Here is a 26,256-nt window from a genome sequence, read left to right on the forward strand (position 1 = left end):
CTATAAATTGATCTTGTCTGCAAAGTTAATTTGATATATAAACGTAAAAAGTTAAAAGATGTTCTCATCATCACAATGGTTGCAACTAAAGAAACAGCACTATATAGCGCTGTTTCTTTATAATATTTTTATGATGTCAGCTTTGGTACTACTATCAGCGAAATTGCGTCGCACTCTTGTGCTGTACAATATAAATCAACAGCAAGTGCTTACAGGTTTGAATAACGTAAAGCCGCATTGCGCTTTTGCGCCAGCGCAAACACTCCAAATAATACGGCACAATAAAAATATCACCCAGAAATGCATTCATAAACATTTCTGTACTCATACTATTATAAAAAGGTAATGCACGCAAGTAAGTCATTCCCAATGTTAGTCCCGGCTCATAAGTAACCGTACCTGCGGCAAAGGAATTGCCCACCCAAACGCCGAAATTGGAGAGGATCCAAAAAATAGCAGATCCGGTTAAGGAATAGCCTAAAATTTTTACAGCTTTGGGTTGATGTAAATTTGTACCGAGCAAAGTTACCAAAATCATACCGCCATATACAAATGCCTGAGAGATAATAACAAAGGGTTGCGAAAAGCTATAAATACCCATTGCGCCAGTCATTTGAAGAACCACATCTGAGATAAAATAGGCAAGAAGCGGTATCAGGTAAGCCTGCCATTTATTTTTAAATTGCGCACCGCCAAAAAGCGCCATTGCAACCAAGGGAGAAAAATTATAAGGATGCGGCAACAAACGGCTTAAAGCTGCCAGTAAAATCATGATAATTATTAAACCTGCTCTTACATTTAATTTACTCATACTGCAAAAGTAGTTAGTTTTATAAATTTGCATTCTTAATCATCTAAAAATGAAAAAAATATTTTTCGCTTTATTGATTATAACAGTTGCAACATTTACCCATGCGCAACCACCTGTAGGTCCTGCTACGCCTGGAAACATCTACGGCGAAAAGACAACTGCGGAAGATGTTGTTCCCTTGACTGATGTAACCAAAAGTCTTTCAAAAATTGACACCATTCAAACCAAAATCACAGGCAAAGTATTGGCATCCTGCCCTAAAATGGGCTGTTGGATGGATGTGGAGCTGGCCGATAAAAGTAAAATGTTTGTAAAATTTAAAGATTACGCATTTTTCGTTCCTACAGATATTGTGGGAAAAACGGTGGTATTAGATGGCCTTGCATTTACCAAAACAACATCGGTTGCCGAATTGCAGCATTATGCAAAGGATGCTAAGAAAAGTAAGGAAGAAATCGAAGCTATTAAAAAGCCTCAAAAGCAACTTCGCTTTTTGGCTGATGGTGTTTTAGTGGTAAAATAGGAAGGCTCAATTTTCTAATATTTTAATTTCTAATATCTAAAATTGCCAGACGTACTGTTTGAGGCAGGCTCTTATTAGTCATTAGAAATTAGAATTTAGTCATTTCTCAAGTATCCGCTTCTATTTTTTGTTATAAATTGCCGATAACTTACTTTTGCAGCCTGAAAAATAAAAGCTGTAAAATCCAGCCATAAAAAAACCAATATTTAAATATAGTATATGCCAGACATTAAACCCGACGAAATAAGCGCCATACTGCGGGAACAATTAAGCAACTTCAATGCTCACGCTGATTTAGAGGAAATAGGTACTGTGCTGCAAGTGGGTGATGGTATTGCCCGTGTTTACGGGTTAGGAAATGTTCGTTACGGAGAACTGGTTGAGTTTGAAGATGGTGTTCGCGCCATTGCGCTTAACCTCGAAGAAGATAACGTGGGTGTGGTATTGATGGGTGAAGGTAAAAGTATTAAGGAAGGATCAAAAGTGCGTCGTACCGGTCAGATCGCATCTATTAAAGTAGGCGAAGGCATGACGGGCCGCGTGGTAAATACATTAGGAAATCCAATTGACGGTAAAGGCCCTATTTCTGGTGAATTATATGAAATGCCTTTAGAGCGTAAAGCTCCGGGGGTAATTTTCCGCGAACCGGTAAAAGAACCTTTGCAAACTGGTATCAAAGCTATTGATGCGATGATTCCTATTGGTCGTGGACAAAGAGAATTGATTATTGGTGACCGCCAGACTGGTAAAACAGCTATCGCAGTTGATACCATTATCAATCAAAAAGAATTTTTTGCAGCAGGTAAACCAGTTTACTGTATTTATGTGGCAATTGGCCAGAAAGCATCAACTATTGCCGGTGTAATGAAAACTTTACAGGACAATGGTGCGATGGAATACACTACAATCGTAGCAGCTTCTGCTTCTGATCCGGCTCCTTTGCAGTTCTATGCTCCATTTGCGGGGGCTGCAATTGGTGAATATTTCCGCGATACCGGACGCCCGGCTTTAATTATTTATGATGACCTTTCTAAACAGGCTGTAGCTTATCGCGAGGTATCATTGTTATTACGTCGTCCTCCAGGACGTGAAGCTTATCCAGGTGATGTATTCTATTTGCATAGCCGTTTATTAGAAAGAGCTGCTAAGGTGATCAATAATGATGAGATCGTTAAAAACATGAACGATTTACCAGATTCTATTAAGCATTTGGTAAAAGGCGGTGGCTCTTTAACAGCGCTTCCCATTATTGAAACCCAGGCTGGTGACGTATCGGCATATATTCCTACCAACGTAATTTCGATTACCGACGGGCAGATATTCCTTGAGTCGAATTTATTCCTTTCAGGTATTCGTCCTGCCATTAACGTAGGTATTTCGGTTAGCCGTGTAGGCGGTAACGCGCAGATTAAATCCATGAAAAAAGTAGCCGGTACTTTAAAACTTGATCAGGCACTTTATCGTGAACTTGAAGCTTTCTCCAAATTTGGTGGCGATCTGGATGCGGCTACTAAGAACGTAATTGATAAGGGAGCCCGCAACGTAGAAATACTGAAACAACCTCAGTATTCTCCTTTCGCTGTTGAGAAGCAAGTGGCTATTATATATTTAGGTACCAACGGCCTAATTAGGGAAGTACCGGTGAACAGGGTAAGAGAGTTTGAAGATCATTTCCTGTTGGAAATGGACAACCAGCTGCCTGAAGTAATGGCCGAATTCAAAAAAGGCAATTTGCCCGAGGAAGGTTTAAAGCAAATGGTAGAATTGGCTAACAGCCTTATTCCTCAGTACAAAAAAGCATAAACTGATCTTTGCCATCCAGCTTGGCTGTGGCAATTAGTGAAATGAGATCAGATTTTTCTCATATTTTTAGAATAAGCCTTGTTCTACGGAGCAGGGCTTATGTGTTTTTAATTAGTTTGGAATGCGTATATTAGCTATATAAAATTTGATATGGACCGCCCTATAAATTGCCTGATCGTAGATGATAATAAAGTAGCAAGGATGTTGCTTCAACAGATCCTCATTAAAATCGAAGGTATTAATATACTTGGAGAATTTGATGATCCGCTGAAAGCGAAAACCTACATTGAGAACAATGCTATTGATATCTTATTTCTTGATATAGAAATGCCTGGTTTAACCGGGCTTGAGCTGTTAAGAATGCTGCCTCAAAGGCCATTGACCATTTTAACAACAGGCAAACCGGCTTATGCGGTGGAAGCTTTTGAACTAAATGTGGTAGATTATATAGTAAAGCCATTCTCCCTGGCCAGAGTAATGCAATCTGTAGAACGCGCTAAAGAGCTTTTGGTTAGCGAAAACGTAAAAATAGGAAAAGACGAATCAAGTGATTTTGTTTTTGTAAAAGATAATAGGGTCATTCGCAAATTGAATATGAATGACATTTTGTGGATTGAAGCGAAGGGCGATTATATCAAAGTGTATGTTCCGCAAAAAAGCTATGTAATTCACGGCAGCTTAAAAGCCATTGAAGATAAGTTGCCCTCACAAAAATTTATGCGCATACACAGAAGTTATACAATTGCGTTAGATAAAATCGACTATATAGAAGACAGGATCGTTTACGTACATGGTCAGCCTATTCCTATTTCCGAATCTAACAAGGATGGCCTTTTGAAGAGCCTACAATTACTTTAACAGGTTAAACTACCATGAACCAAAAAGGGACCCCTTTTTTTCAGTTGTGATTTTAGCGCTGGCACTAATGGTGCTTATAGTAGTAACACAGTTTTTTACGAATAAATCAACAACGGCATTAACTATTGGGAACCGCCAGGCAGTAAAGACCTTCCTGCTTAACAATAGTATTCAGGATCTTGTAAATACCTCTTTCGATCTTGAAGGAAAGTTCAAGAATAGCAGCATTATATCAGATAAAAACAACTTAAGGCCGCTTGCAGATTCGTTAACAAGGCTTGGCTACCATGCCTATGTGATAGTAAATAATGGTCTTCCGGAAGGACAGGATATTGCTGAAACAATCAATAATATTGTCGATTCGCAGGTTTATATTTCTGAAAGGATCATAAAAGCGGCAAAGAGTTCTAACAGCAGTCAGTTACAGCTTATGACTGATTCGTTAAGAATGCTAAAACCCGGAGAAAAAGTATATGAGAATTGCCTGAAACTTCAGGAAGAGCTTAAAAGTAATCTTCAACAAACATTAGACAAGAATTCAGACCAGGCTGGCAAACTGTCTTTTTCAACCGGGTACTGGCGATTTTTTCCATCATAGCCATTCTTGTACTGGCCACAATAATTATACGCAGACAATCGCAGCAATTTAAGTTGATCGTAGAGTTGAAAGCTGCAGAGTTAGCTGCTTTAAAAAGTAAAAACGCCAAAGATGAGTTTCTGGCAAACATGAGTCATGAACTTAGAACACCTCTCAATGCTTTAATCGGTTTTGGGAAATTGCTTGATACAACAGAATTGGATAACCAGCAAAAGGAGTATGTTGAAATAATCAAATCAAGCGGATATAATTTATTGCATATCGTGAATGATGTGTTGGATTTATCTAAAATAGAGGCAGGAAAACTTACTGTTGCACATCGGCCTTTTAATCTGTATGATCTTTTCACAAGGATTGAGAAAATGTTTTCAGCTACAATTAAAGAAAAAGGACTTTGGTATCAATACTTCATCGACGAACAAATACCTCAATATGTAATTGGAGATCCTGATCGTCTGCAACAGGTATTTATCAATCTGATAAGCAATGCTATTAAGTTTACGGTTCAAGGTGGGATAGATGTTAGCGCTGGCATAGTTTGGATTGATGAGGAGCAAAAATATTATAAATTAAGTTTTACAATTAGAGACAGCGGGATCGGAATTCCCAAAGATAAAGTGGCTACTATTTTTGAAAGATTCGAACAGTTGGAACACGGGGCCCAAAGACAGCACGGGGGTACAGGACTTGGCCTGACCATTGTAAAAAATCTTGTTGAAAGGATGGGCGGCTCTATATCAGTTTATAGTCATGTAAATGAAGGTTCAGAATTTAATTTTACATGTATACTTGAAAAATCGACAGTTATTGAAGAGATACCTAACGAAGCTACTACTGAGAAATTTTCTTTCAAAGGTTTTAAAGTACTGGTTGTAGAAGATAACAGGGCAAACCAGGTATTAATCAAGCATATTTTTAATAAACATCAACTTTCTCCCAAAATCATTGATAACGGACAAATTGCAGTAGATCTTTTACAGAGTGAATCTTTCGATCTAATCTTTATGGATATTCAAATGCCGGTTATGGATGGTTATACAGCAATATCAGTTTTAAGAAACGAACTTTATCTTAAAACACCGGTTATTGCTATGACTGCTTATGTCTCTGAAGGAGAAGTGAAAAAATGTATGGAAGCAGGTTTCTCAGATTACATGGCGAAACCGCTTGATGAAGAGTTGTTGGTTCAAAAAATGACTTCCTATCTTCATAATGTTGAGATAGAGCAGCCAATAGTAAACGGCAGCAAAAAGGATGAAGGACTCGACTTTTTAAGAACCATAGTTGGAGATAACCGTGACATGCTGATGGAAATTATTAAGGAGATGGGCCTGCAATGGAATCAGGATAAAAAGGATCTGCTCTTATTGTCTGAAGAAAAAAATAAGGAAGGCGTACATCGTGTTTTACACAGAATGAAGTCCACATTTCTTTCGTTAGGCCCAAACCATTTTATCTACAAAATTTTATCAGAAAAAGGAAGCGAATTAACTGACGATATGGATAATATTTCCAGGAACAGCAACGTTTTAATTAAAGAGATTGATTTGCTTATAAATAATACTTTGGAACATGCCGTTAAGGAATAAAGCCTTATATACCAGATTAACCAACTCCTCGTTATGGATATTATGGGTTGGGGCGCTGCTATTGTTGTTGGCGATGTTCTATAACTGGAAAAGCGCTAACCCAAAGATCAAAGGGATTTTTGTGGATCAGCTTTTATTATCTTCGCAGGACCTTAAATTAGAGAGAGCGTTAATTTGATTAATATCTCGCTTAAAAGAGACGCTACTGTAAAGGCACCTGATCAAGATTCAATAGTAAATACTTCTCCAGAGCGAAAATTGCTATATTCTAAAATATTGAAGAAGAAGATCAAAGAAATATCTACAGCTCCAACTAAGGATAACGATGGTTTTATCATTAAACCGCTACCCCAATAAAAATTGGCGCACTTATGAAGAATTTAATTGCAACGGTGATATTAAGCGTTTTCATTTGCTCATGTGGAATTCAGCAAAGGTTCTTTTCGGCCAGGGCAAAAGCCGTTGAAACAAAACAAATAATTAATACAGATACTGCAGAATTGAACAAAATTATTACCGCTGTTATTGAGAAGGTTGAAAAAGAAGGCGTTGACAGTTCAATTAACAACCGGTTCAATGAAATAATCAGAAAGCTTAAAAAAGACCTGGAGGAAACGGAAAAAACTGTGCATGCAGTCGATTTTTTTCTTGAAAAAAATCCAATTTCAGCCGTTCTAATTATAATTCTCAAGTGGGATTATATATTAGCCAATTAGATTCTTTTAATCAAAACCGCATTAAGCGCGACCGAATCTATGAATTACTTAATGAAGCAGTAAAAGTAAAAGCTTTTGAAAAATATGGCTTAGGCGCTTTTTTTGACCCTGGCGTTTACAAAATAGCTCCTTCCGGATTTAACCTTCTGTCCCGTTCATTTCTACCTGCAATAGACTCGATGGCTGCGCTTTCTAACCGTTATACCGATGTTAAGAGAAGTATTCACCTGGTTATAGTTGGCTATGCAGATGCGTTGCCTTTTAGTACAGAAACAGCTCTTTATAAAGAACTCAAAAATTATTTAAACGTTGATGATCCCTCTAAAGAACAACTAAACCTGGCTCTTTCTGATCTTAGAGCAGCCGAGCTGTTGAAAAATCTAAAAATGATTATGAGGGATAATGCATCAAAGTTCACGAGTTTTAACCAGCTTGCCGTTGGATCAACAAGCTACGGTCGTGGAGAAGCATTGCCTTTTAAAAATGTTACAAATTACACTGATAATGACGAACGTAGGAGAGTTGTTGTGTTTTACTGGGCCATCTTACCCGAGCTGGACAAACCGTAATCTTTTTTATCTAAAAAAATGGCATTCATCTAATAAATTAGCCCATTCATCGAATATCGCTTAAAACATTAAAACCATCTGTTTACTTTTACAGTGGTTTAGAGGGCTTAGAGTGGGCTGCGGTGCCTTTCCAGGCTGGACGTTCGCCCCTCTTCTTTTTTTGCCCCATGTCCTCGCACTACTTTAAAATTAGTTATGGATTTCAAAAGCCGAATTATATCACAATTACAACTTGAAGGCGATCTTTGCCTGTCGGCAAGTAATTATTTTAAAGAACCCCTTACTTATATTGAAAAAGCTGTTGACCTGATCACTGATGCAACGCTCAATGCGCTAACCGGACAATTCGAGAATTTAGAAAAAACGGATGAAATGTTCAAGATCGGGAAAGAATGTTCTGTTTTGAGATTTAAAGATTTTTTTGGTCCTGATCTATATATCGTTCAAAAAGGAAGGGGCATTAATTCTGAAATATTTGGAGTAAAACTGGTTCACACCATCGACGAAATAGCAAAGGAGGCCAACGTAAGAAACAAAACCATTAATTTTCTGATGGCGTCAACAACGCCGGCTATATTAAGTCTGCTTCACAAATTAAACGAGGAAAAGAAATTTAACCCGATTGATCTTTTTAATCAGCTAAAAGCGAAAGATCTGGCGACAAAGAAAGCGAAAAAATACGCAAAAACCCTGACCAGGTACACAAAAGGGTTATTAAAGAGAACCAAATAATTTGGTGTTAATTACTCATCTATTTTCTCATCCACAAGTTTAGCTGTCACTTCCGGCATCACTTTTTTATTGGTTGGCTCGGTTATTTTTATACTCTTCTCTGTAATTTATAATATCTACACATTTGTAAACAGCTTCCAGAAAGGAAGATTGATCCGCAACTCCTTTGCCCGCAATATCAAATGCCACACCGTGATCCGGAGATGTACGTACAATGTTTAAGCCGGCTGTATAATTGATGCCTTCTCCAATTGCAAGAGATTTAAAAGGAATCAATCCCTGATCATGATACATGGATAATACAGCATCAAATTTTTCGTGTTGCCCACGCGCAAAAAAGCATCGGCGCTAAATGGTCCAAACACAAGCTGGTTACGATTCTTAGCCTCTTTAATTGCTGGCTTAATGATCTCTTCTTCGTCTCCCACCAAGCCATCGTCGCCCGCATGCGGGTTTAAACCCAACACTGCAATACGCGGTTTAGTTATTCCAAAGTCGGTTATGAGTGATTGTTGAATAAGGTTTAGTTTACTTAGTATCAACTCTACATTTAAATGGCTGGCAACGTCTTTAACAGGTACATGCTCTGTAGCCAGCGCCACGCGCATATTTTCCGCACACATCATCATTACTACATCTTTAGCTTCAAATGCATCTTTCAGGTAAGGCGTGTGGCCTGTGTAAGTAAAGTCTTCGCTTTGCACATTACTTTTATGAATAGGCGCGGTAACCAATCCCGCTACAGAACCGTCCTGCAAAGCCTTAATAGCTGAGCGAAGTGAAATAACAGCATACTTACCTCCGGTTTCGTTTAGTACTCCTGGCGTGATGGCTATATCTTCCTCCCAGCAATTAAAAATGTTAACCTGCTTGGTATTGATCCTTGAAAAATCTTTTATTGGGTTAAAGTTGAAATTGGTATCAGTAGCCAGTTTGCGGTAAAAGTTCACCACTTTGTTATTTGCAAAAATAACAGGCGTACATATTTCAGAAATTCTGGCATCAGAAAAAGCCTTAACAATCAGCTCAATGCCAATGCCATTAATATCTCCACACGAAATGCCAATTACAGGTTTGTTTGTATTCATATCAATAAACGTAATTGGTAAAAGTAAAGAATTTATTTTTTAGTGAACCGTGATGTTTATTGTCCAGGCAGAAGAACATAACTCATCTGTGTTGCGTCGCACACTTCAATTGTGGTGCTTATGGCATCCTACATAAACGACGACAGACAAAGACTTCCGAGGTTTTCAACGCCTCGGAAGTCTTTATCATAATCCAAAAAATCTATTAATCGTATAAATCATGGTTCAGACAATTAACTTTGCGCCATGTACGTACTAAAAAAATCTTTAGGCCAGCACTTTTTGAAAGATGAAAATATTTGCCGAAAGATTGTTGAAGCGCTTCAGGAAGATCCCTTGCATCAACTGCTTGAAGTGGGTCCCGGCGGAGGTGCACTTACTAAATACTTAAAAGATATTAAAGATGTCAATTTCAAAGCTATTGAAATAGACGAAGAAAAGGTGACGTATTTATCCGCTACCTATCCCGAACTTAAAGACAAAATCGTTCACCAAAGTTTCCTGGATACAGAGCCGCCGTTTGAAGGCGATTTTACGGTGGTTGGTAATTTCCCATATAATATATCAACGCAAATTCTTTTTAAAATAGTAGATTGGAAAGAGCTGGTGCCGGTTATGGTGGGCATGTTTCAAAGGAAGTGGCGCAGCGGGTTGCCGCCCCGCCGGTAATAAAACTTATGGGGTAATTAGCGTATTGATTCAGGCGTTTTACGATGTACATTACTTGTTTGATGTACATGAAAATTGTTTTAATCCGCCACCTAAAGTTAAAAGCGGTGTAATAAAAATGTATCGAAAAGCAAATGTGGAACCCATGAAGAGCCAGAGATATTTCGTTACGGTGGTAAAAACAGCGTTCAACCAAAGGCGAAAAATGTTGCGTAATGCGGTTCGCTCTTTATTTGACAGTGAAGTTTTGGAAGATCCGATTTTTAATCAAAGAGCGGAGCAACTTACGGTAAAAGATTTTGCTGCACTTACGTTTAGGATGAGGTGAGAGAAATGAGCCAATTAGCCAATGTGATGATGTGATAATGACATGGAGCGACTTGGTCTGACCGTCCCGGTCTGACCAGAATTGTTAACAAATGAGGAAGTTGAAACGGATATACTCCGAAGGAGTTGAACTACTATAGCCGGATGTGAAACATCCGGACTGAATTGGCGAAGAATATATATGATGCCATAAGTACCACAAATGAAATGTGCGACGCAAGACAGATGGGTTCTGTTCATCAGCCTGGACAAAAAATAAAAAATCGTATTTAGAAAAAATGAAAAAGTAATTATCACGGGAAATGCGCATCCCATTTTAATGCAAACACTTACGGAAAAAGGGTTTGATGTTTCTTATGAACCGCAGATATCTTATGAAGAAATAAAAGAAAGAGGAAAGGATATTGCGGGCTTAGTTTTAACAACACGAATAAAAGTTGACAAAGCTTTGATTGATGCAATGCCGCAACTGGAGTGGATTGGAAGGCTGGGAAGCGGAATGGAACTTGTGGATGTGGAATATGCCAAAAGCAAAAATATTTTATGTGCCAGCAGCCCGGAAGGGAATAGAAATGCGGTGGCCGAACATTCATTAGGCATGCTTTTGTTGTTGCTGAATAAAATGAATATTGCAATTCCTGAAGTAAAACAAGGAATCTGGCTTCGAGATGAAAACCGCGGAACCGAGCTTTATGGAAAAAAGTGGGCATCATTGGATATGGTAACACGGGCAGCAGTTTTGCAAAGTTGTTGCAGCCATTTGAGGTAACGGTATTGGCGCATGATAAATTTAAAAAGGATTTTGGAAATAGCTACGTTAAAGAAGTGACTTTAGAGCAAGTGTTGGAAGAAGCTGAAGTGATCAGTTTTAATGTTCCGCTTACCGCCGAAACGCACCACATGCTTAACCTCGATTTTTTAAACAAGTTGAGACAGCAACCAATTATCCTTAGCGCCTGCCGTGGAAAGGTGATCCATACTGCCGATCTGATAATCGGCTTAAAAGAAGAAAAAATTTCGGGCGTTTGCCTGGATGTGCTTGAAAACGAAAAGCTCGGTTCTTATACAATTGATGAGCGGCAGCAGCTGGATGAATTACTTTCTTTTTCGAATGTAATAGTTACCCCGCATATTGCTGGTTACAGCCATGAAGCGTTCTTAAAAATGGCTACTGTTTTATTAGGAAAACTTGGATTTTAAGGCCTGTTTTCTTTAACAATTCGTTTTCTTGTTAGAATAATCTTTTCATTATATTTGTAACAATTGATAGCAACGCTCAGGGTAGTTTCAGGGCGTTGTTATTTTTTTTGTTTAAACATAAAAAGAAGAGTTATGAGTGCTATTCAGTATGTAACGAGCGAGACGCTGGAGCAAATGAAAGAAGAATTGCAGCACATGAAAGGCGTGGAGCGTCCTGCCGCCAGTAGGGCTATTGGCGAAGCCCGTGAAAAAGGCGATTTAAAAGAAAACGCAGAATATGATGCGGCTAAAGAGGCTCAAGGCCTCCTGGAGGCCAAAATTGCTGCATTAGAAGGTGCATTGGCTAATGCCCGTGTGCTTGACGAAAGCACTATCGATACCAGTAAGGTTTCTATATTAACCAAAGTAAAGCTCACCAACCTGAAAACAAAAAAGGAAGTAACCTACCAATTGGTAAGTGAACAGGAAGCAGATCTTAAAGCTGGTAAAATATCTATAAGCTCTCCTATAGGGCAGGGCATACTTGGCAAAGAGCCAGGCGAGGTTGCCGATGTACAGGCGCCTGCAGGCCTTATTCAGTTCAGGGTAGAAGAAATAAGTTTGTAGCAAATCTTTAAATAGCTAATGTTAAACCGGCTTCGGCCGGTTTTTTATTGTAATTTCAGTGCTGTCTAATCTTACTATTTATGACCATTTTTTCAAAAATAATCGCAGGTGAAATACCGTCTTATAAAATTGCGGAAAATGATAAGTTCATCGCTTTTTTGGATATTATGCCGCTGCGAAAAGGCCATGTGCTTGTAGTACCCAAAACAGAGATTGATAAACTGTTTGATGTTCCTGACGACTATCTTTCAGAATTACTGGTTTTCGCAAAACCCATTGCTAAGGCCATCGAGAAATCATTTGACTGTAATCGCTGCGGCGTAAGTGTTGTGGGTATTGAAGTACCGCATGCGCATGTACATCTTATTCCAATAAATGATGCGAATGACCTGAATTTTGTTCAGCCCAAATTAAAGCTCAGCAATGAAGAACTGAAAGAAGTGCAGGAGCTAATCATTAGCAATTTGTAATACGTGTTATCCTGCTCCCTCTCCTTTGGAGAGTGCTGGGGTGAGGTTCGCTGAGAAATTAGTTTAATGCTAAATTTCCAGGTTTGGATTTTGCACTGCCATATTTTATCATAAATGTGATGCTGAGTAAAAAACCGGCAAATGCCATTATAGCTCCTACAAAAGACGGGTAATTATAACCCAACCCGAATGAAATAGGAAGACCGCCAAAGTAGGCACCGATAGAATTGGCCATGTTAAAAGCAGCTTGCATAAATGCTGCGCCCATCATCGCTGATTTTTCAGCTGATCTTATCATCAGGATATTTATCGGGGAACCAACCGCCATTGCTAAAAGGCCGCAAATAAATGTTAGGGAAATAGATATTACCTGATTGTCAGAAAAAAGAAAACGCCAATTAAGGCAACAACTAACGAAATAAAAAGAATGGCACTTGCTTTCTCCGGTTTCATTTTATCGGCCATGATACCGCCAATAAAATTGCCAACAACCATACCTGCCCCAGCAACCAGCATAATGTAAGAAACTGATTTAGTTGAGAACCCTGATACATGCGTCATTAAAGGAGAAATATAACTAAACCATGCAAATAAGCCCCCAAATCCGATCGCTGTAATAAAAATAATCAGCCAGGCTTTGGGCGTTTTAAAAAACTTCAATTCATCTTTAATGCTACTTTGCGTATTTAGATTTATCGGTGGCAACCACATCTTGATAAAAAGAATGGTTACAAGCCCAATTAAAGCTACAATGATAAATGCCAGGCGCCACCCAAACTCATGTCCCAGATAAGTTACCAAAGGAACCATCAGTAAATTGGCAATGGTTAATCCGGCAAACATCATCGATATAGCTTGTGCTTGCTTTCCTTCTTTGGCAAGTTTAGACGCTACTACAGCGCCGATACCAAAAAACGCACCATGCGGTAACCCGGAAAAAAATCTTGCTATTAAAAGCGTATTATAATCCGGCGCAAATGCTGAAAGACCGTTAAACAAAGTAAACAAACCCATCAGCGCTATTAATACTTTTTTGGGGTTGTATTTTACAGATGCAGCAACGAGCAAAGGCGCGCCAACAATAACACCAATTGCATAAGCAGAAATAAGATAACCTGCTTTGGGAATGCTGATCTGTAAAGAAGTTGCTACATCCTGCATTAAGCCCATAATAATGAACTCTGTGGTTCCAATTGCCAGTCCGCCTAATGCTAATGAAAATAATTTTTTATTCATCTTTATATCATTGTTATTCTTATTGTCAGATAGAATAGCAAGGTTTCACCTATATTCCATTGACTGTGATCAATTAACACGTTAAGATTGTGTTATTGAGACACAAAAGTACGTAAAATTGTTTAATCGTTTAAACAAATGTGTTATTTTTGCAATTGAATTTTTCATTCCGATGGAATATTTTTATTAAATAGAAATTTTATGAAAAAAAGAATAGCAGTAGATATGGACGGCGTATTAGCAGATTGTTTTGAACAATTTGTAAACTATGAATATGCCGAAACAGGTATTAGAAAAACTGTTGAAGAAGGATCAGGTAAAACTGAAGATGAAACTTTTGAAAATGCAAGAACCTATTTATATCAGCCAGGCTTTTTTAGGGGCATGCCTGTAATAGCAAACAGCCAGGAAGTATTATATAAATTAAACGAGCGATTTGAAATATTCATTGTCTCGGCGGCAACTGAATTTCCACAGTCATTGCCCGAAAAGCAGGCTTGGTTAAATGAGCATTTTCCTTTTATCAAATGGCAGCAAATGATGTTTTGTGGTTCAAAAGCCATTATTGACGCTGATGTAATGATAGATGACCATTTTAAAAACCTGGATTCATTTAAAGGCAGAACCATTTTATTTACACAGCCACATAATGAACTGGCTAATGCTGGCAAACATAAAAGAGTACACAACTGGCTTGAAATCGAACATCTTTTATTGAACCCTCAATTGTATATTAATCATGATGCGCCAGCTGATTTTTCGCCGGCAATAAGTAAATATGCCTAGCCGCTTTACTCCCTCTCCTTTGGAGAGGGTTGGGAGCTTGTCCGCCCACTGGCGGATGAGGTAGAACCGCGCTTAATAAGCTCCGAAGGAACAAACACAAGTTGTTCCTTTTTATTTTGTGTAATAATGTCCATCAATAATTCAGTAGCCGTTTGTCCCAGTTGATGCATGGGCTGCTTTACATACGAAAGCTGAGGCTGAAAAAAATCAAAAACCTCGCTTTCATCAAAACCGATCAATTCTACCTGATCTGGAATTTTTATACCGGTTTGCTGAATATATTTTAAAGCATGTAATGCAATTCTGTTTGAAGCAAATAAAATAGCATCAACAGAAGGTGTCGATAACAAAGACTTTACTGCCGCTGTAATTTCTGTGGCGTCATGGTTCAGACTTACCTTTTTTATCAGGGTTTTATCAGCAGCAATTTTGTGATCCGTAAGTGCCTGAGTATATCCTTTTGTTCTGTCATTTAAATGGTTCAGTTTGGTTTTGTAACTGATCAAACCGATTCTCTTTTTACCATTTTATAAATAGTTTTACGGCGTCATACGATGCTTTGAAATTATCTACGTTCACACAATGTGCATCAATTTTCGGAAAGTAGCGATCCACAATAACAAAAGGGAAATTGGATTTTTTAGTCCGATAATAAAATCTTCAGCACCTTCTGGCGGCAACATAATCAACCCATCCACCTGCCGATTTAAGAAAGCGTTAGTAAGATTTTCAAATTTGGTAAGGTCTTCGTCAGAACTTCCAAAAATCACTGTGTACCCGTATTTAGCGCCCTCGTCCTCAATAATTCTGGCCAATGTTGAAGAAAAGGGGTTTGAAATGTCAGCCACAATTAAGCCAATTGTAAAAGTTTTATTTGTCTTCAGGCTTTTAGCAATTTGGTTAGGCCGGTATTGCAGTTTCTTGGCGGTCTTCCTTATTTTCTCCGCTACGTCTTTATTAATCCTGTTTTCAAAACGGTTATTCAGCACATAAGATACCAGCGCCACAGACACGCCCACTTCACGGGCAATATCTTTCATCGAAACTTTTCCTGGCTTTTGCATGAAAACAAATGTAACACAGATTTTTATTGTGTCATCGGTAAATATAACTGGTCGATCTTGCCACGCTCGCTTGTGCTGTTGTATATATGGCATCCTATATAAACGATTGTCAACAGCACCACAGACTTCCGAGGTTTTTAAAACCTCGGAAGTCTTAACTCGCACAAACTGTCAACCGTCAACTATCCTCTTTAAAACTGCCGCTCATCAATTTACGCACTACCATTTATTCATCAATATGTACATTCGCTTATCACCATCATCAAAACATTTTTACATGTTAAAAAAATTTTATTGCTTCTGCTTATTGTTCATCGCTTTTACGCCAATCATGGCACAGTCCGTTAACTGGTCTGCCGATGGCAACGCTTATTACAAATCGGAAGACGGCGCAATAGTAAAATACACGTTACCACAAAACGAAAAAACCATTTTGGTAGCAAAAGAAAAATTGACTCCTGCTAACGCAACTAAGCCAATTGAAATAAGAAGTTTTATTGTAAGTTCTGATGAGTCGAAACTCCTTATATACAATAACACAAAAAAGGTATGGAGGCAGGACACACGCGGCGATTATTGGGTATATGATGCAACATCAGGTAAATTACAACAACTTGGAAAAGGAAAACCTGTTTCATCTTTAATGTTTGCCAAGCTATCGCCCGATAATTCAAAAGCAGCGTATGTAAGTGAATACAATTTATACGTAGAAGACCTGGCCACCGGAAAGATCACGCCACTAACTAAAGATGGCGATCGTAAAAATATAAACGGCACTTTTGACTGGGCTTATGAAGAAGAGTTTTTTTGTCGCGATGGGTTTAGATGGTCGCCCGACAGCAAAAAAATTGCTTACTGGAAAATAATTACCGGCGACACAAAAGTTTATAATATGGTAAATAATACTGATTCTATTTACCCAACGTTAATACCAATCGAATATCCGGTTGCCGGAGAAAAACCATCTATTTTTAAAATTGGTGTTGTTAACCTGCAGGATGTTAAAACAAAATGGATGAACATTCCTGATGATGCTACATGGGGTTCGTATGCGCCGCGCATGGAGTGGGCTAGTAATAATGAGGAATTGATTGTTCAACATTTGAACAGAAGACAGAATGAAAGCAATCTCCTGCTATGCAATATACAAAGTGGAAGCTCAAAGCCGATATACAATGAAAAAGATAGCGCCTGGCTTGACATTCTACCTTTATGGGATGAGGATTATGCAAACGGTGGTTGGGATTGGTTAAATAATGGAAAAGAATTTTTATGGCCTTCCGAAAAAGATGGCTGGCGGCATTTGTACAGAATAAGCCGGGATGGAAAAAGGAAGTGCTCATTACAAAAGGAAAATATGACGTGATGGACATTGCTGCTATTGATGAAAAGGGCGGCTATGTTTACTTTCATGCCTCTCCGGAAAATGCAACACAAAAATATTTGTACCGTACCAAACTCAATGGAGACGGTAATTTGGAGCCTTTGACACCAGAAAAATATGACGGAACCAATAGCTATAATCTTTCACCTGGAGGTAAATTCGCCGTTCATAGTTTCTCAAATTATTACACCCGTCCCGAAACTGAATGGATTCAGGTTGCAGATCATAAATCAATAAGCAATACTAATAAAATTGATGAAGCCATTGCCGCATCAGATAAACCAAAATCAAATGTGGAGTTTATAAAAATAACAACAGAGGATGGTGTAGAGATGGATGCATGGATGGCTAAGCCTTATAATTTTGACAGCACAAAAAAATATCCTGTTGTTTTTTATGTATACACAGAGCCCTGGGGCCAAACGGTAAAAGATACTTATGGTGCTGGCCGAAACTTTTTATATACCGGTGACATGGCAAAGGATGGCTATGTCTATGTATCAATTGACAGCCGAGGAACGCCTGTGCCTAAAGGCAGAGCCTGGCGCAAGGCATTGTATAAAAACATTGGTATTCTAAATATTCACGATCAGGCGATGGCTGCTAAAGAACTTTTAAAGCGTTCTTATATAGATGCAGAGCGTGTTGCAGTATGGGGATGGAGTGGCGGTGGCTCTACTACGTTGAACCTGATGTTCCAGTTTCCCGAAATTTATAAAACGGGTATTGCAGTTGCCGCTGTTGGCAACCAGCGTACTTATGATAATATTTACCAGGAACGTTATTCGGGCATTCCGCAACAGGATGAAGCACCTTATATTAATGGTTCGCCAGTTACGCACGCAAAAAATTTAAATGGCAATCTTTTGTATATACACGGCACTGGTGATGATAATGTTCACTATAACAACGCTGACATGTTGATCAATGAATTGATAAAATACAACAAGCAATTTCAATTGATGAGTTATCCCAACCGCTCGCATAGCATATCAGAAGGGGAAGGCACTTCTCAACATTTACAAACTTTGTACACTAATTATCTCAGACTGCATTGTCCGCCAGGAGCAAGATGAGTTTTCAAAATAAAAAAACAGCATGGTACCTTTTTTATTTTGTAGCAATGCTTATTAGCTCTTCATAAATACTTGCCCAGTCAGTGTTTGAGAATGTATCATTGTGCCATAAAGTGCAATAAAGCCCTCCAACATTTTGCACTGTTTTATACAATTGCAGCATTTCAGCAAATGCCTGATTATGGTTATGTTTTTTATAATGAACAGATGTGGCATCCATAAAACAGAAAGGGTAAATGCGCATGTTTGTTGATTTATTTTTTGAAAGATCAAACCAATAAAAAGGAGCAGCAACAGATGCCCTGAAACCATTTACAGCAGCGTATCCCATTGAATAATCTTCTTCAATGCCTACCTCTGTTAATCGTTGGTATGTAGTAGGTAAAGTAAATCGCAAATAATGTTGGCGAGATGCTGTGATTTGTGTTTTGGTTATTGATGACAGCATACTTTTTTCTTTTTTAAGCATTGAAAAGTTGTCGCCGCTTTGCCAGGAAGGATGCAGGCCAATTGAGTATTGCTTAGAAATAGTAGTTATCAACTTTTGCATTTCAATATTTCGCGGCGAAATATTTTTATCCTTTTTAGATTTTTTTTCAGCTACCAAAAAGAAATATTTCGGTTTCAGGTTATATTGCAAATGAAGCTGATGTAGCCAACCAAAGTTGTGATATGGGTCGTGTTGCTGACCCAATAAAACTCTTATTCTTTCTTTACAGGCTTTAAAATCGAATTTTATAATATCTCTCAAAAAACCTCCGGTATTTCTCCAAATGCCTTTATAGCGATAGCTCCAGGCGATGTCAATATCATAAGTTGGTAAAAAGCTAATTTTTTTTTAGATACAGAAAGCGATGGATAATATTTGAGTATGATTTGCCTGAAGTTTTGCAACCAAATATTGACGAGCGGCTGTTGTAAAAAATTTTGTTGAAAGGCTAAAGCGTTTTCATGGCTGTACCTGCCATGTTTATCTTTTTTATGAGGAAGGTATTCTTCATAACGACTGATTAAGTAGAAGCTTGCTGCAAAAATGTCAAAGCCAGTCTCACTTTCATTTCGGAAAAATATCGTTACGCCTTCTTTTTCAATACAAATTATCGATTGAGGTTTTATATCTTCTTCAAACAATAAATTATGTGGTTGTATTTGTAAAAGACAATCATCAAAAGCCTTATTGCTATAATTGATTTTAGCTTCTTTAACACTTGCAAATTGAACCTCATCATTTGTTATGAACCATTCTTCATTGCTTATTTGTTTGGATATAAAATCTACAATGTATTGCAGCCTTGGAGTTGTATGTGTTGAAAAGATGAGCAAGATTATTGGACTATTATCGTCGTTTATGTAGGATGAGTTGTGAACTACAGTTGAACGGAGCGACGCAATATGGATGCCACGTATTTACAGATGATTTAACAAACTCAATATTTTTGTCAGTATTATTTTCTTCTCTCTGCCCAAAGTTCGTTAAACGTTTTTTTAGGAAACTCAAGCCTGCTGCGCCGTTGGTCCATGAGCCTGCAACAGCATTAATGACTTTTGTTTTCATGGCTCCATTGCTTGCATTCATCCAATTGCGTTTTAACATAGCGGTCTTCCACATTTTCCAGGCTATCTTTTCGGCGAAAGGTGCATGGCCTTTTTCCTGCGCTTCGTGGCGGTTTTCTAAAAGCAACTCATGCAGGTTGATTTTTACGGCACAAACCTCTGTGCAATTACCACAAAGCGAAGAGGCATGGCTTAAATGCTTCCATTCCTTCATGGGTTTTAAATGCGGTGTAATTACAGAACCGATCGGGCCGCTGTAAGTTGTGTTGTATGTATGGCCTCCGATATTTTTATAAACAGGGCATGCATTTAAGCAGGCGCCGCAGCGGATGCAGTATAAAGCTTCGCGCGCTTTTTCGTTAGCAAGCATATTGGTGCGCCCGTTATCAAGTAAGATCACATACATTTCTTCAGGTCCATCAATTTCTCCTGGTTGGCGCGGGCCTGTAACAATTGTGCTGTAAGAAGTAATACGCTGGCCAGTACCAAACGTTGCCAGAAGCGGCCAAAACAGCGCCAGGTCTGTCATTGAAGGGATCACTTTTTCTATTCCGGCAATCACAATATGTGTTTTCGGCATAGAGCAACTGAGCCTTGCATTGCCTTCGTTTTCGGTAATGGCAATGCCACCTATATCGGAAATAATAAAATTAGCACCCGTAACTCCTACTTCTGCTTCGACATATTTCTGGCGTAACTTATCTCTTGCAATCAAAGTCAGTTGTTCTGCGCTAAGCGATGGATCAGTTCCCAACTTATCAGCAAAAAGCCGGGCAATATCATCTTTGCTTTTATGCATTGCCGGCGTCACAATATGATAAGGCGTTTCTCCGTCAAGTTGTTGAATGTATTCTCCTAAATCTGTTTCAATACTTTCAATGCCCTGTTCTTCGAGGTGTTTATTGAGATGAATTTCTTCAGTAACCATGCTTTTACTTTTTACAAGCGTGGTGCAATTTTTTTCCTTGCAAATAGCTATCACGGCGTCTGTTGCTTGCTTAGCATCTTCGCACCAAATTACCTTCGCGCCTCGCGCAGTTATTAAGGATTCAAAATTTTCAAGATGCTGATCTAAAGTTTCAATGGCTTTCCACTTCAGATTTTTAGCACGTTCCCGTGCCAAAGAAACATCTGTAAATTGTTTTTTCCCAAGTGGAACCGTGGCGTTGTATCTGCCAATATTAAAGTTAATTACCTGGCGATGATCTCTGTCCGCGGCTTTTTGTTTACTTTTTTATTAAATGCTGTTGCTGTATTTGACATAGATAATGACAGATAAACTTAAAATTAAAATTACGGTTGGTGTTGATGTGCTGCTACAGCTTGTTCCAACACTTCGTAAAACTCTTCTCCATATTTTCTGACCAAAGGTTCTTTCAAAAATTGATAAACAGGAACTTTTAATTTTTCTCCCAATTTACATGCGGGACCGCATAATTTTTTGCGGGGTTCGTAATTAAGGCGTTCGTAATCGCCATGTTTGCCCTGGTAGGCGATAATAGGATAAAGGTGACAACTAATAGGTTTCTTCCATTTTATTTTTCCATCGTTATAGGCTTGTTCAAAAGCACATTTAATAAGACCGTTATTTTCACGATAAGCATAAACACAAATCTCATTATCGCTGGCCAGGGTTGGTGTTACCCATCCAAATTCTTCGTCATAATGATATTTGCCATTTTTTTCTACTTCTTCAATGGCATCTTTGGTCATGTAAGGTTTAATAATTTCATAGTACCTGTTCACTTCGTCTAGCTCTTCTTCAGTCAACGGTGCGCCAGCATCTCCTTCTTCACAACACCCGCCTTTGCATTTGGTAAGATCACATACAAATTGGGCTTCGGCTATATCATCACTAATTATCTTGTTTTCGATTATGATCATTTTGCAAAAGTAATGCAGCGGCGCGAAGGTTTTTCTTATTGCTTTGTCTTAATTACTATTTGGGCCTTTTTTACCCTGTTTCGTTCTACTTCAAGAACGGTAAACTCAAAGTCGCCACTGCTTACTACACTTCCTTCGTTTGGAAGTTCTCCGGAAATTTCATTGATCAGCCCACCAAGAGATTCGTTTTCGCCGCGTACTTCGTCAAAAGTGTTTACTGAAAGTTGCATAGCTTTACATACGTCGCGCAGCATGGTGCTTCCTTCAAAAATATAAGTATTATCGTCTACTTTTTTATTATTGATTTCATCTTCATCAAACTCATCTTTAATATCTCCAATTACTTCTTCCTGAATATCTTCCATAGTAATAATACCGCTCGTGCCGCCAAACTCGTCAACAACGATTGCAAAATGCATGCGTTTTTTTTGAAACTCAAGCAGCAGGTCTTCAATCAATTTAGAATCGGGAACAAAATAGGGGGCGTATTACTGAATGCCAATCAAAATCTTCTTCGTATAAATGTGGAATAAGATCTTTAGTATTCAGTATGCCTTCAATCTCATCCAAATCTCCTTTATAAACTGGAAGCCGCGAGTATTGCAGATCTTTTATTTTTCCAATGAGTTCAGAAAAGGATGTATTATATTCTATGCCGTTCACATAAAGGCGGCTACGCATCACTTTCTTTACAGATATTTTTCCAAACTTAACAATGCTTTTCATGATGTTCTTCTCTTCAGGAGATACTTCATCATCTGTTTGTACATCAATTGCTTCATCAAATTCCTGTAAACTATTAGCCTCAGCATTATCTGTTCCTAATGTTTTGCCAAGACTATCGGCCACAGCTACAATGCTGTTACTTATTCTTCTGAATACAAAATGAATCATTTCGACAGTAAACAATAATACTGGCCATTCATAAGCGAACCGCAAACTATTTTGCCTGGCCCAAACACGCGGAAATATTTCTAATGGAAATACGATGAGGAAGGCTATCAGCAACCATTTTAAAGCTATCGAAAGCGTGCTATGTAAATATTCGGGTGGTGTATATTGATTGATGAGATAATTTGTCAGAATGATCAGACAGATGTTCAAAATTGTTTTCGAAATGATCATGGAGGCGTATACCTCTTTTGGTTCATCCAATAGGTCGATAATTCTTCTGGCGGCAGGCTGTTGCTTGGTTTTTAAAACATCGATGTCTTTTTCATTAAGAGAAAATATTGCGGCCTGCGAACCTGAGATCGAGAAAGAAAGGAATACCAGCAATAATAAGAGAACCACCAGCACCGTGCTGCTTTGGGCATTCGCCTGCACCTCTATTTGCAGAAGGGGCTTAAATAATAAAGTCGTAATTACTGAAGTGTACAAAACAAAAATGATTAGTGGTTTTTTATGCTACATTCAAGATCAAACAGCATTTCGTGTTGGTTTAAAAATTAACTGCATCAGGTTCTCCGTCTCCAGTCGAGGGGCGTACGCCCGGGGTTTGATCGTCATGCTCATGCGTTAAGCCTTCTACTTTTTTATCAAGCATAATAAGGTTTTCGCCAACTACTTCTGTGATATATTTTTTATGCCATCCCTATCTTCCCAACTTCGCGTACGTAACCTGCCTTCTATATATACCAGGCTAGATTTATGAAGAAATTTTTGAGCAAGATCGGCAAGGCCGCGCCATAACACAACGGTATGCCATTCGGTTTGAGAAACCAGTTTGCCTGATCTGTCTTTAAAAGTTTCTGTAGTTGCCAAAGGAAATTTAGCAACTGCTATGTTTCCTTCAAGTTGTTGCACTTCGGGGTCTTTTCCCAGGTTGCCGATCAACATAACGCGGTTAACTCCTCTCATATTAAATATATATTTTTCTTATGTAAGTAAGTATTAAGCTATTGGTAATCTAAAATTAATTTTTTTGATCACTTAAAGAAAATTAATGCAAATAGATCACCCTTAAGTTTTTTCAAATAAAAGCTAAAACTCTGTTTGTGTTCTTGTTGCGACTGAAGTTTTTAACTCTGAAATATATAATCATCGGATAAATAATCATTTAGAATACGAGGGAAAGATATTTGTTTCAAATCTTCAGGTTTTATCCATTCAAAAGCGGTTAAAGTTGAAGATTTACATTTAATCTCACTTTCAATAAAAAAGGCAGTAATGTGCTGATGCGTTAGTTTTTGAGTATATGTTTTCTTAACAATATTAGTTACCTCATTTTTATGGATCCAACCTAATTTAAAAGCTGAAGCTATGGCGTTTTTCTGTAAATCAGTGGCAGCCATTTCAACTAAAGGAAACTCATGTAAATGCCGCCATATATCTTTTTCCGTTCTTTCTCGAACGGCTATTTTATTATTGAATTTTATCACAAAAAAGTAGAAAAACCTGGTTCGTTGCTTTACCTTTTTTTCTTTTACTGGCAAGAGAAGCACCTTATTTTCTGTAAATGCAACGCAATGGCTTTTAAAAATACAATCTTCGCAAAGAGGAGCAACTGGTTTACAAACCGTAGCACCAAAATCCATAATTGCCTGGTTATATGTTCCCGGCTTATTCTTATCCAGAAGCTGTGCTGCCAGCTCTTTGAACTTATTTTTCCCTTGTGTACTGTCAATAGCGTCGGCCACACCAAAAACTCTGGAAAGGATGCGAAACACATTGCCGTCGATTACGGCGTGTGGGAGATTAAAAGCAAAAGAGGCTATAGCAGCAGCTGTGTATGGACCAACACCCTTCAGTTGAAGTATATCTTCGTAGTTACTGGGAAAAGCATTTTGCAAATGGCCATGAATATATTTAGCAGTCGTGATCAGATTGCGGCATCTTGAATAATATCCCAGACCCTCCCATAACTTGAACACTTTTTTTCATCAGCGGTGGCCAGTTGCTGTACAGTAGGAAAATGCGTTACAAATTTGTTGTAATAATCCATTCCCTGTTCCACTCTTGTTTGTTGTAAAATAATTTCGCTTAACCAGATCTTATAAGGATCTTTTTCCTCTTTCAGGGCATTTTCCGGTCGTTATCGGAATTATGCCATTTTAATAACAATTTCGAAAAATTATTGAAAGCCAAATATTTATGTGTTAAATTGCTCAAAAGTTTTTTGTTATTTCGCCGGCCAATTAAAATTTGGATTAATAATTGTGTATATCTTGATTGAAAGATGCATAATAAGCTGTTTTACAGTTCACTCTATTAGTTAAAATAACATTAAATCTATGCGAAAGGCAGACTTGGTAAATAAGATTTCAGACAAAACCGGCATTCCCAAAGTTGATGTACTGGTTACTCTTGAAACAATGTTCAAAGAAGTTAAGGATACACTGGCTTCTGGAGAAAACATCTACATTCGAGGTTTTGGCAGCTTCATAACAAAAAAAGAGCTGCAAAGATTGGTCGCAATATTAAGAAAAATGTTGCGGTTCATATTCCGGAACATTATATTCCGGCTTTTAAACCCGCGAAGGAGTTTAGTATTGAAGTGAAAAAATTAAAAGAACCCAAACCAGATAATGGACCGGGTGAGGCGGAAGATTAAACATTTTCCCCTTATGCTAACCAGCTTTTGAGTTTTTCTACATTTGTTTTTAAACAATTTATATAATATTGGGGTTACCTTTGCAGTTCAAAATTTTTTTGATTGTGAAGAAACCTCAATATTTAACTATTTTTATATCTCTCGGAGTTCTGTGCATTTTGTGGGCTTTTGGTAAAACAAAACCTGATGTTACTCAAGCTTCTCATGATGGTCATCAGCACGAACAGAATACTTCTCACTCAAATTCTACCACGCTAACATCTTCTTTTTCAATAGACAGCGTGCTTTCAATTGAAAAAGGAAAACTTGCTCCGCAAAATATTTCTACATTAGGGCAAATCGAATCTTCTGTTGAAAAATCAAACGGCAGCGAACAGAAATTACATGCATATCATCAACTTTCTCAATTTTGGAAGGAGCAGGGAAAGGCCTTTATTCCATACGCCTGGTATGTGGCTGAAGGAGCAAGGTTGGAAAATTCAGAAAAAAACCTCAATTTTGCAGGCCATTTGTTTTTGAACAATCTTCAGAATGTAGAAAACGAAGAGTTGGTAAGGTGGATGGGGCTACAGGCGAAGGATTTGTTTGAAAGGTCTTTAAAGTTGAATTCAGATAACGATTCAGCGAAAGTTGGTTTAGGAGCTACTTACATGTTTGGTGGTATTTCTAACGCGCCAATGGAGGGCATTAGCAAAATAAGGGAGGTTGTTGCGAAAGACAGTACTAACCTTTATGCACAAATGACTTTAGCAATGGGTTCGCTAATGAGCGGACAAACAGAAAAGGCCAGGGAGCGACTTGAAACAATTACGCGTCTTGATCCAAAAAATTTGCAGGCTATGTTGCTTCTTGCAGACATTTACGAGAAGCAGGACAAAAAACAGGATGCAATAAAATATTATCAGAAAGCATTACCGCTTGTAAACGCTCATGCGGAAATGAAGACTGAGCTTGAAAAAGAATTAATGCTTTAAAAAAGCAGAATTAACTATTATATTAACAAGATTTAAATTATCAACTATGCCTTGCGGTAAAAAAAGAAAACGTCATAAAATTGCAACTCACAAACGCAAAAAAAAAGACTGAGAAAAAACCGTCATAAAAAGAAATAAGCATTTCTTTTTATAGAAAAATATTCTACATAAAACCCCGTAGATTCT

Annotated in this window: 31 protein-coding genes and 3 pseudogenes; 20 read left to right on the plus strand and 14 right to left on the minus strand. The window is 38.1% G+C overall.

What is annotated here, in order from left to right:
- Positions 1-154: 154 nt before the first annotated feature.
- Positions 155-811: a DUF6580 family putative transport protein gene (locus MKP09_RS22385; RefSeq protein ID WP_240832661.1), complete on the minus strand. Its 657-nt coding sequence runs from the start codon at positions 809-811 to the stop codon at positions 155-157.
- A gap of 49 nt (positions 812-860) precedes the next feature.
- Here MKP09_RS22385 and MKP09_RS22390 point away from each other — a divergent pair, with 49 nt between their 5' ends.
- The 9 genes from MKP09_RS22390 (at position 861) to MKP09_RS22430 (ending at position 8,199) form a co-directional block, all read left to right on the plus strand.
- Positions 861-1,334 carry a DUF4920 domain-containing protein gene (locus MKP09_RS22390; protein ID WP_240832663.1) on the plus strand — a complete coding sequence of 158 codons (474 nt, stop codon included), beginning with the start codon at positions 861-863 and terminating at the stop codon, positions 1,332-1,334.
- A gap of 219 nt (positions 1,335-1,553) precedes the next feature.
- Entirely contained in the window at positions 1,554-3,137 is a 1,584-nt protein-coding gene (gene atpA / locus MKP09_RS22395) for a F0F1 ATP synthase subunit alpha (protein ID WP_240832665.1), read from the plus strand.
- 150 nt (positions 3,138-3,287) lie between these two features.
- Complete coding sequence (locus MKP09_RS22400; protein ID WP_240832667.1) at positions 3,288-3,995, plus strand: LytR/AlgR family response regulator transcription factor; 708 nt, start codon at positions 3,288-3,290, stop codon at positions 3,993-3,995.
- Between the two features lie 67 nt (positions 3,996-4,062).
- A complete protein-coding gene (locus tag MKP09_RS22405; protein ID WP_240832669.1) occupies positions 4,063-4,593 on the plus strand; it encodes a hypothetical protein in 531 nt (176 codons plus the stop codon).
- A 53-nt stretch (positions 4,594-4,646) separates the two neighbouring features.
- Positions 4,647-6,182 carry an ATP-binding protein gene (locus tag MKP09_RS22410; RefSeq protein ID WP_240832671.1) on the plus strand — a complete coding sequence of 512 codons (1,536 nt, stop codon included), beginning with the start codon at positions 4,647-4,649 and terminating at the stop codon, positions 6,180-6,182.
- Positions 6,183-6,356: 174 nt separating this feature from the next.
- Positions 6,357-6,539 carry a hypothetical protein gene (locus MKP09_RS22415; protein WP_240832672.1) on the plus strand — a complete coding sequence of 61 codons (183 nt, stop codon included), beginning with the start codon at positions 6,357-6,359 and terminating at the stop codon, positions 6,537-6,539.
- A 14-nt stretch (positions 6,540-6,553) separates the two neighbouring features.
- The gene (locus tag MKP09_RS22420; RefSeq protein WP_240832673.1) at positions 6,554-6,898 is read left to right on the plus strand and encodes a hypothetical protein; all 345 of its coding nucleotides are present in this window, start codon (positions 6,554-6,556) and stop codon (positions 6,896-6,898) included.
- Positions 6,874-7,467 carry a hypothetical protein gene (locus MKP09_RS22425; protein WP_240832674.1) on the plus strand — a complete coding sequence of 198 codons (594 nt, stop codon included), beginning with the start codon at positions 6,874-6,876 and terminating at the stop codon, positions 7,465-7,467. Before MKP09_RS22420 ends, MKP09_RS22425 begins: the two co-directional genes overlap by 25 nt.
- Positions 7,468-7,662: 195 nt before the next feature.
- The gene (locus MKP09_RS22430) at positions 7,663-8,199 is read left to right on the plus strand and encodes a hypothetical protein (RefSeq protein WP_240832676.1); all 537 of its coding nucleotides are present in this window, start codon (positions 7,663-7,665) and stop codon (positions 8,197-8,199) included.
- Between the two features lie 66 nt (positions 8,200-8,265).
- On the opposite strand, the pseudogene pdxA reads toward MKP09_RS22430, so the two are convergent.
- Positions 8,266-9,287: pseudogene (pdxA, locus tag MKP09_RS22440) on the minus strand (4-hydroxythreonine-4-phosphate dehydrogenase PdxA).
- Positions 9,288-9,533: 246 nt separating this feature from the next.
- On the opposite strand from pdxA, the gene MKP09_RS26915 reads away from it, so the two are divergent.
- From MKP09_RS26915 to MKP09_RS22465, 6 genes are all read left to right on the plus strand, one after another.
- Complete coding sequence (locus MKP09_RS26915) at positions 9,534-9,956, plus strand: ribosomal RNA small subunit methyltransferase A (protein WP_262915577.1); 423 nt, start codon at positions 9,534-9,536, stop codon at positions 9,954-9,956.
- Between the two features lie 25 nt (positions 9,957-9,981).
- A complete protein-coding gene (locus MKP09_RS26920; RefSeq protein ID WP_262915578.1) occupies positions 9,982-10,284 on the plus strand; it encodes an rRNA adenine N-6-methyltransferase family protein in 303 nt (100 codons plus the stop codon).
- 318 nt (positions 10,285-10,602) lie between these two features.
- Positions 10,603-11,052: a Rossmann-fold NAD(P)-binding domain-containing protein gene (locus MKP09_RS22450; RefSeq protein ID WP_240832682.1), complete on the plus strand. Its 450-nt coding sequence runs from the start codon at positions 10,603-10,605 to the stop codon at positions 11,050-11,052.
- Entirely contained in the window at positions 10,986-11,483 is a 498-nt protein-coding gene (locus tag MKP09_RS22455; protein WP_240832684.1) for an NAD(P)-dependent oxidoreductase, read from the plus strand. Before MKP09_RS22450 ends, MKP09_RS22455 begins: the two co-directional genes overlap by 67 nt.
- Before the next feature lie 132 nt (positions 11,484-11,615).
- The gene (gene greA / locus MKP09_RS22460; protein WP_240832686.1) at positions 11,616-12,089 is read left to right on the plus strand and encodes a transcription elongation factor GreA; all 474 of its coding nucleotides are present in this window, start codon (positions 11,616-11,618) and stop codon (positions 12,087-12,089) included.
- 80 nt (positions 12,090-12,169) lie between these two features.
- Positions 12,170-12,559, plus strand: a complete 390-nt coding sequence (locus MKP09_RS22465; protein ID WP_240832687.1) for an HIT family protein — start codon at positions 12,170-12,172, stop codon at positions 12,557-12,559.
- A 58-nt stretch (positions 12,560-12,617) separates the two neighbouring features.
- Here the strand turns inward: MKP09_RS22465 and MKP09_RS22470 are convergent, their stop codons facing one another.
- On the minus strand, positions 12,618-12,857 hold the full coding sequence (locus tag MKP09_RS22470; RefSeq protein WP_240832689.1) for a hypothetical protein: 240 nt from the start codon (positions 12,855-12,857) through the stop codon (positions 12,618-12,620).
- A gap of 68 nt (positions 12,858-12,925) precedes the next feature.
- Positions 12,926-13,795, minus strand: a complete 870-nt coding sequence (locus MKP09_RS22475; protein ID WP_240832691.1) for an MFS transporter — start codon at positions 13,793-13,795, stop codon at positions 12,926-12,928.
- A 201-nt stretch (positions 13,796-13,996) separates the two neighbouring features.
- On the opposite strand from MKP09_RS22475, the gene MKP09_RS22480 reads away from it, so the two are divergent.
- Positions 13,997-14,581, plus strand: coding sequence for a 5' nucleotidase, NT5C type (locus MKP09_RS22480; RefSeq protein ID WP_240832693.1), 585 nt, complete (start codon positions 13,997-13,999; stop codon positions 14,579-14,581).
- A 5-nt stretch (positions 14,582-14,586) separates the two neighbouring features.
- Here MKP09_RS22480 and MKP09_RS22485 read toward each other — a convergent pair whose 3' ends face one another.
- A complete protein-coding gene (locus MKP09_RS22485; RefSeq protein ID WP_317235475.1) occupies positions 14,587-15,093 on the minus strand; it encodes a substrate-binding domain-containing protein in 507 nt (168 codons plus the stop codon).
- Between the two features lie 63 nt (positions 15,094-15,156).
- The gene (locus tag MKP09_RS22490; protein ID WP_240832696.1) at positions 15,157-15,645 is read right to left on the minus strand and encodes a LacI family DNA-binding transcriptional regulator; all 489 of its coding nucleotides are present in this window, start codon (positions 15,643-15,645) and stop codon (positions 15,157-15,159) included.
- A 331-nt stretch (positions 15,646-15,976) separates the two neighbouring features.
- On the opposite strand from MKP09_RS22490, the pseudogene MKP09_RS22495 reads away from it, so the two are divergent.
- A pseudogene (locus MKP09_RS22495) lies at positions 15,977-17,154 on the plus strand (DPP IV N-terminal domain-containing protein); the annotation flags it as partial.
- Between the two features lie 219 nt (positions 17,155-17,373).
- A complete protein-coding gene (locus tag MKP09_RS22500; protein WP_240833361.1) occupies positions 17,374-18,105 on the plus strand; it encodes an alpha/beta hydrolase family protein in 732 nt (243 codons plus the stop codon).
- A 34-nt stretch (positions 18,106-18,139) separates the two neighbouring features.
- Here MKP09_RS22500 and MKP09_RS22505 read toward each other — a convergent pair whose 3' ends face one another.
- The 8 genes from MKP09_RS22505 to MKP09_RS27635 all read right to left on the minus strand — a co-directional run bounded on the left by MKP09_RS22505 (position 18,140) and on the right by MKP09_RS27635 (position 24,416).
- The gene (locus MKP09_RS22505) at positions 18,140-18,856 is read right to left on the minus strand and encodes a polysaccharide deacetylase family protein (RefSeq protein WP_240832698.1); all 717 of its coding nucleotides are present in this window, start codon (positions 18,854-18,856) and stop codon (positions 18,140-18,142) included.
- On the minus strand, positions 18,853-19,428 hold the full coding sequence (locus tag MKP09_RS22510) for a DUF7033 domain-containing protein (protein WP_240832700.1): 576 nt from the start codon (positions 19,426-19,428) through the stop codon (positions 18,853-18,855). The genes MKP09_RS22505 and MKP09_RS22510 overlap by 4 nt, the downstream gene beginning before the upstream one ends.
- A gap of 13 nt (positions 19,429-19,441) precedes the next feature.
- Positions 19,442-20,782 (minus strand): LutB/LldF family L-lactate oxidation iron-sulfur protein, encoded by a 1,341-nt coding sequence (locus MKP09_RS22515; RefSeq protein WP_240832702.1) that lies wholly within the window; start codon positions 20,780-20,782, stop codon positions 19,442-19,444.
- Positions 20,783-20,952: 170 nt separating this feature from the next.
- Entirely contained in the window at positions 20,953-21,543 is a 591-nt protein-coding gene (locus tag MKP09_RS22520; RefSeq protein WP_240832704.1) for a DUF3109 family protein, read from the minus strand.
- Between the two features lie 35 nt (positions 21,544-21,578).
- Complete coding sequence (locus tag MKP09_RS22525; protein ID WP_394801118.1) at positions 21,579-22,001, minus strand: transporter associated domain-containing protein; 423 nt, start codon at positions 21,999-22,001, stop codon at positions 21,579-21,581.
- A 1-nt stretch (position 22,002) separates the two neighbouring features.
- Positions 22,003-22,923, minus strand: a complete 921-nt coding sequence (locus tag MKP09_RS22530; RefSeq protein ID WP_240832708.1) for a CNNM domain-containing protein — start codon at positions 22,921-22,923, stop codon at positions 22,003-22,005.
- Positions 22,924-23,106: 183 nt separating this feature from the next.
- Positions 23,107-23,403, minus strand: a complete 297-nt coding sequence (locus MKP09_RS22535) for a single-stranded DNA-binding protein (RefSeq protein ID WP_240832710.1) — start codon at positions 23,401-23,403, stop codon at positions 23,107-23,109.
- 161 nt (positions 23,404-23,564) lie between these two features.
- Complete coding sequence (locus MKP09_RS27635; protein WP_240832712.1) at positions 23,565-24,416, minus strand: A/G-specific adenine glycosylase; 852 nt, start codon at positions 24,414-24,416, stop codon at positions 23,565-23,567.
- Positions 24,417-24,776: 360 nt separating this feature from the next.
- Between MKP09_RS27635 and MKP09_RS22545 the strand changes: the two are divergent.
- Both MKP09_RS22545 and MKP09_RS27640 read left to right on the plus strand, forming a co-directional pair.
- Positions 24,777-25,096 (plus strand): annotated as a pseudogene (locus MKP09_RS22545) (HU family DNA-binding protein).
- Positions 25,097-25,200: 104 nt separating this feature from the next.
- On the plus strand, positions 25,201-26,070 hold the full coding sequence (locus tag MKP09_RS27640; RefSeq protein ID WP_240832714.1) for a tetratricopeptide repeat protein: 870 nt from the start codon (positions 25,201-25,203) through the stop codon (positions 26,068-26,070).
- The last annotated feature ends 186 nt before the right edge of the window (positions 26,071-26,256 follow it).

It is taken from the genome of Paraniabella ginsengisoli (assembly GCF_022513635.1).
Taxonomy (GTDB): Bacteria; Bacteroidota; Bacteroidia; order Chitinophagales; family Chitinophagaceae; genus Niabella; species Niabella ginsengisoli.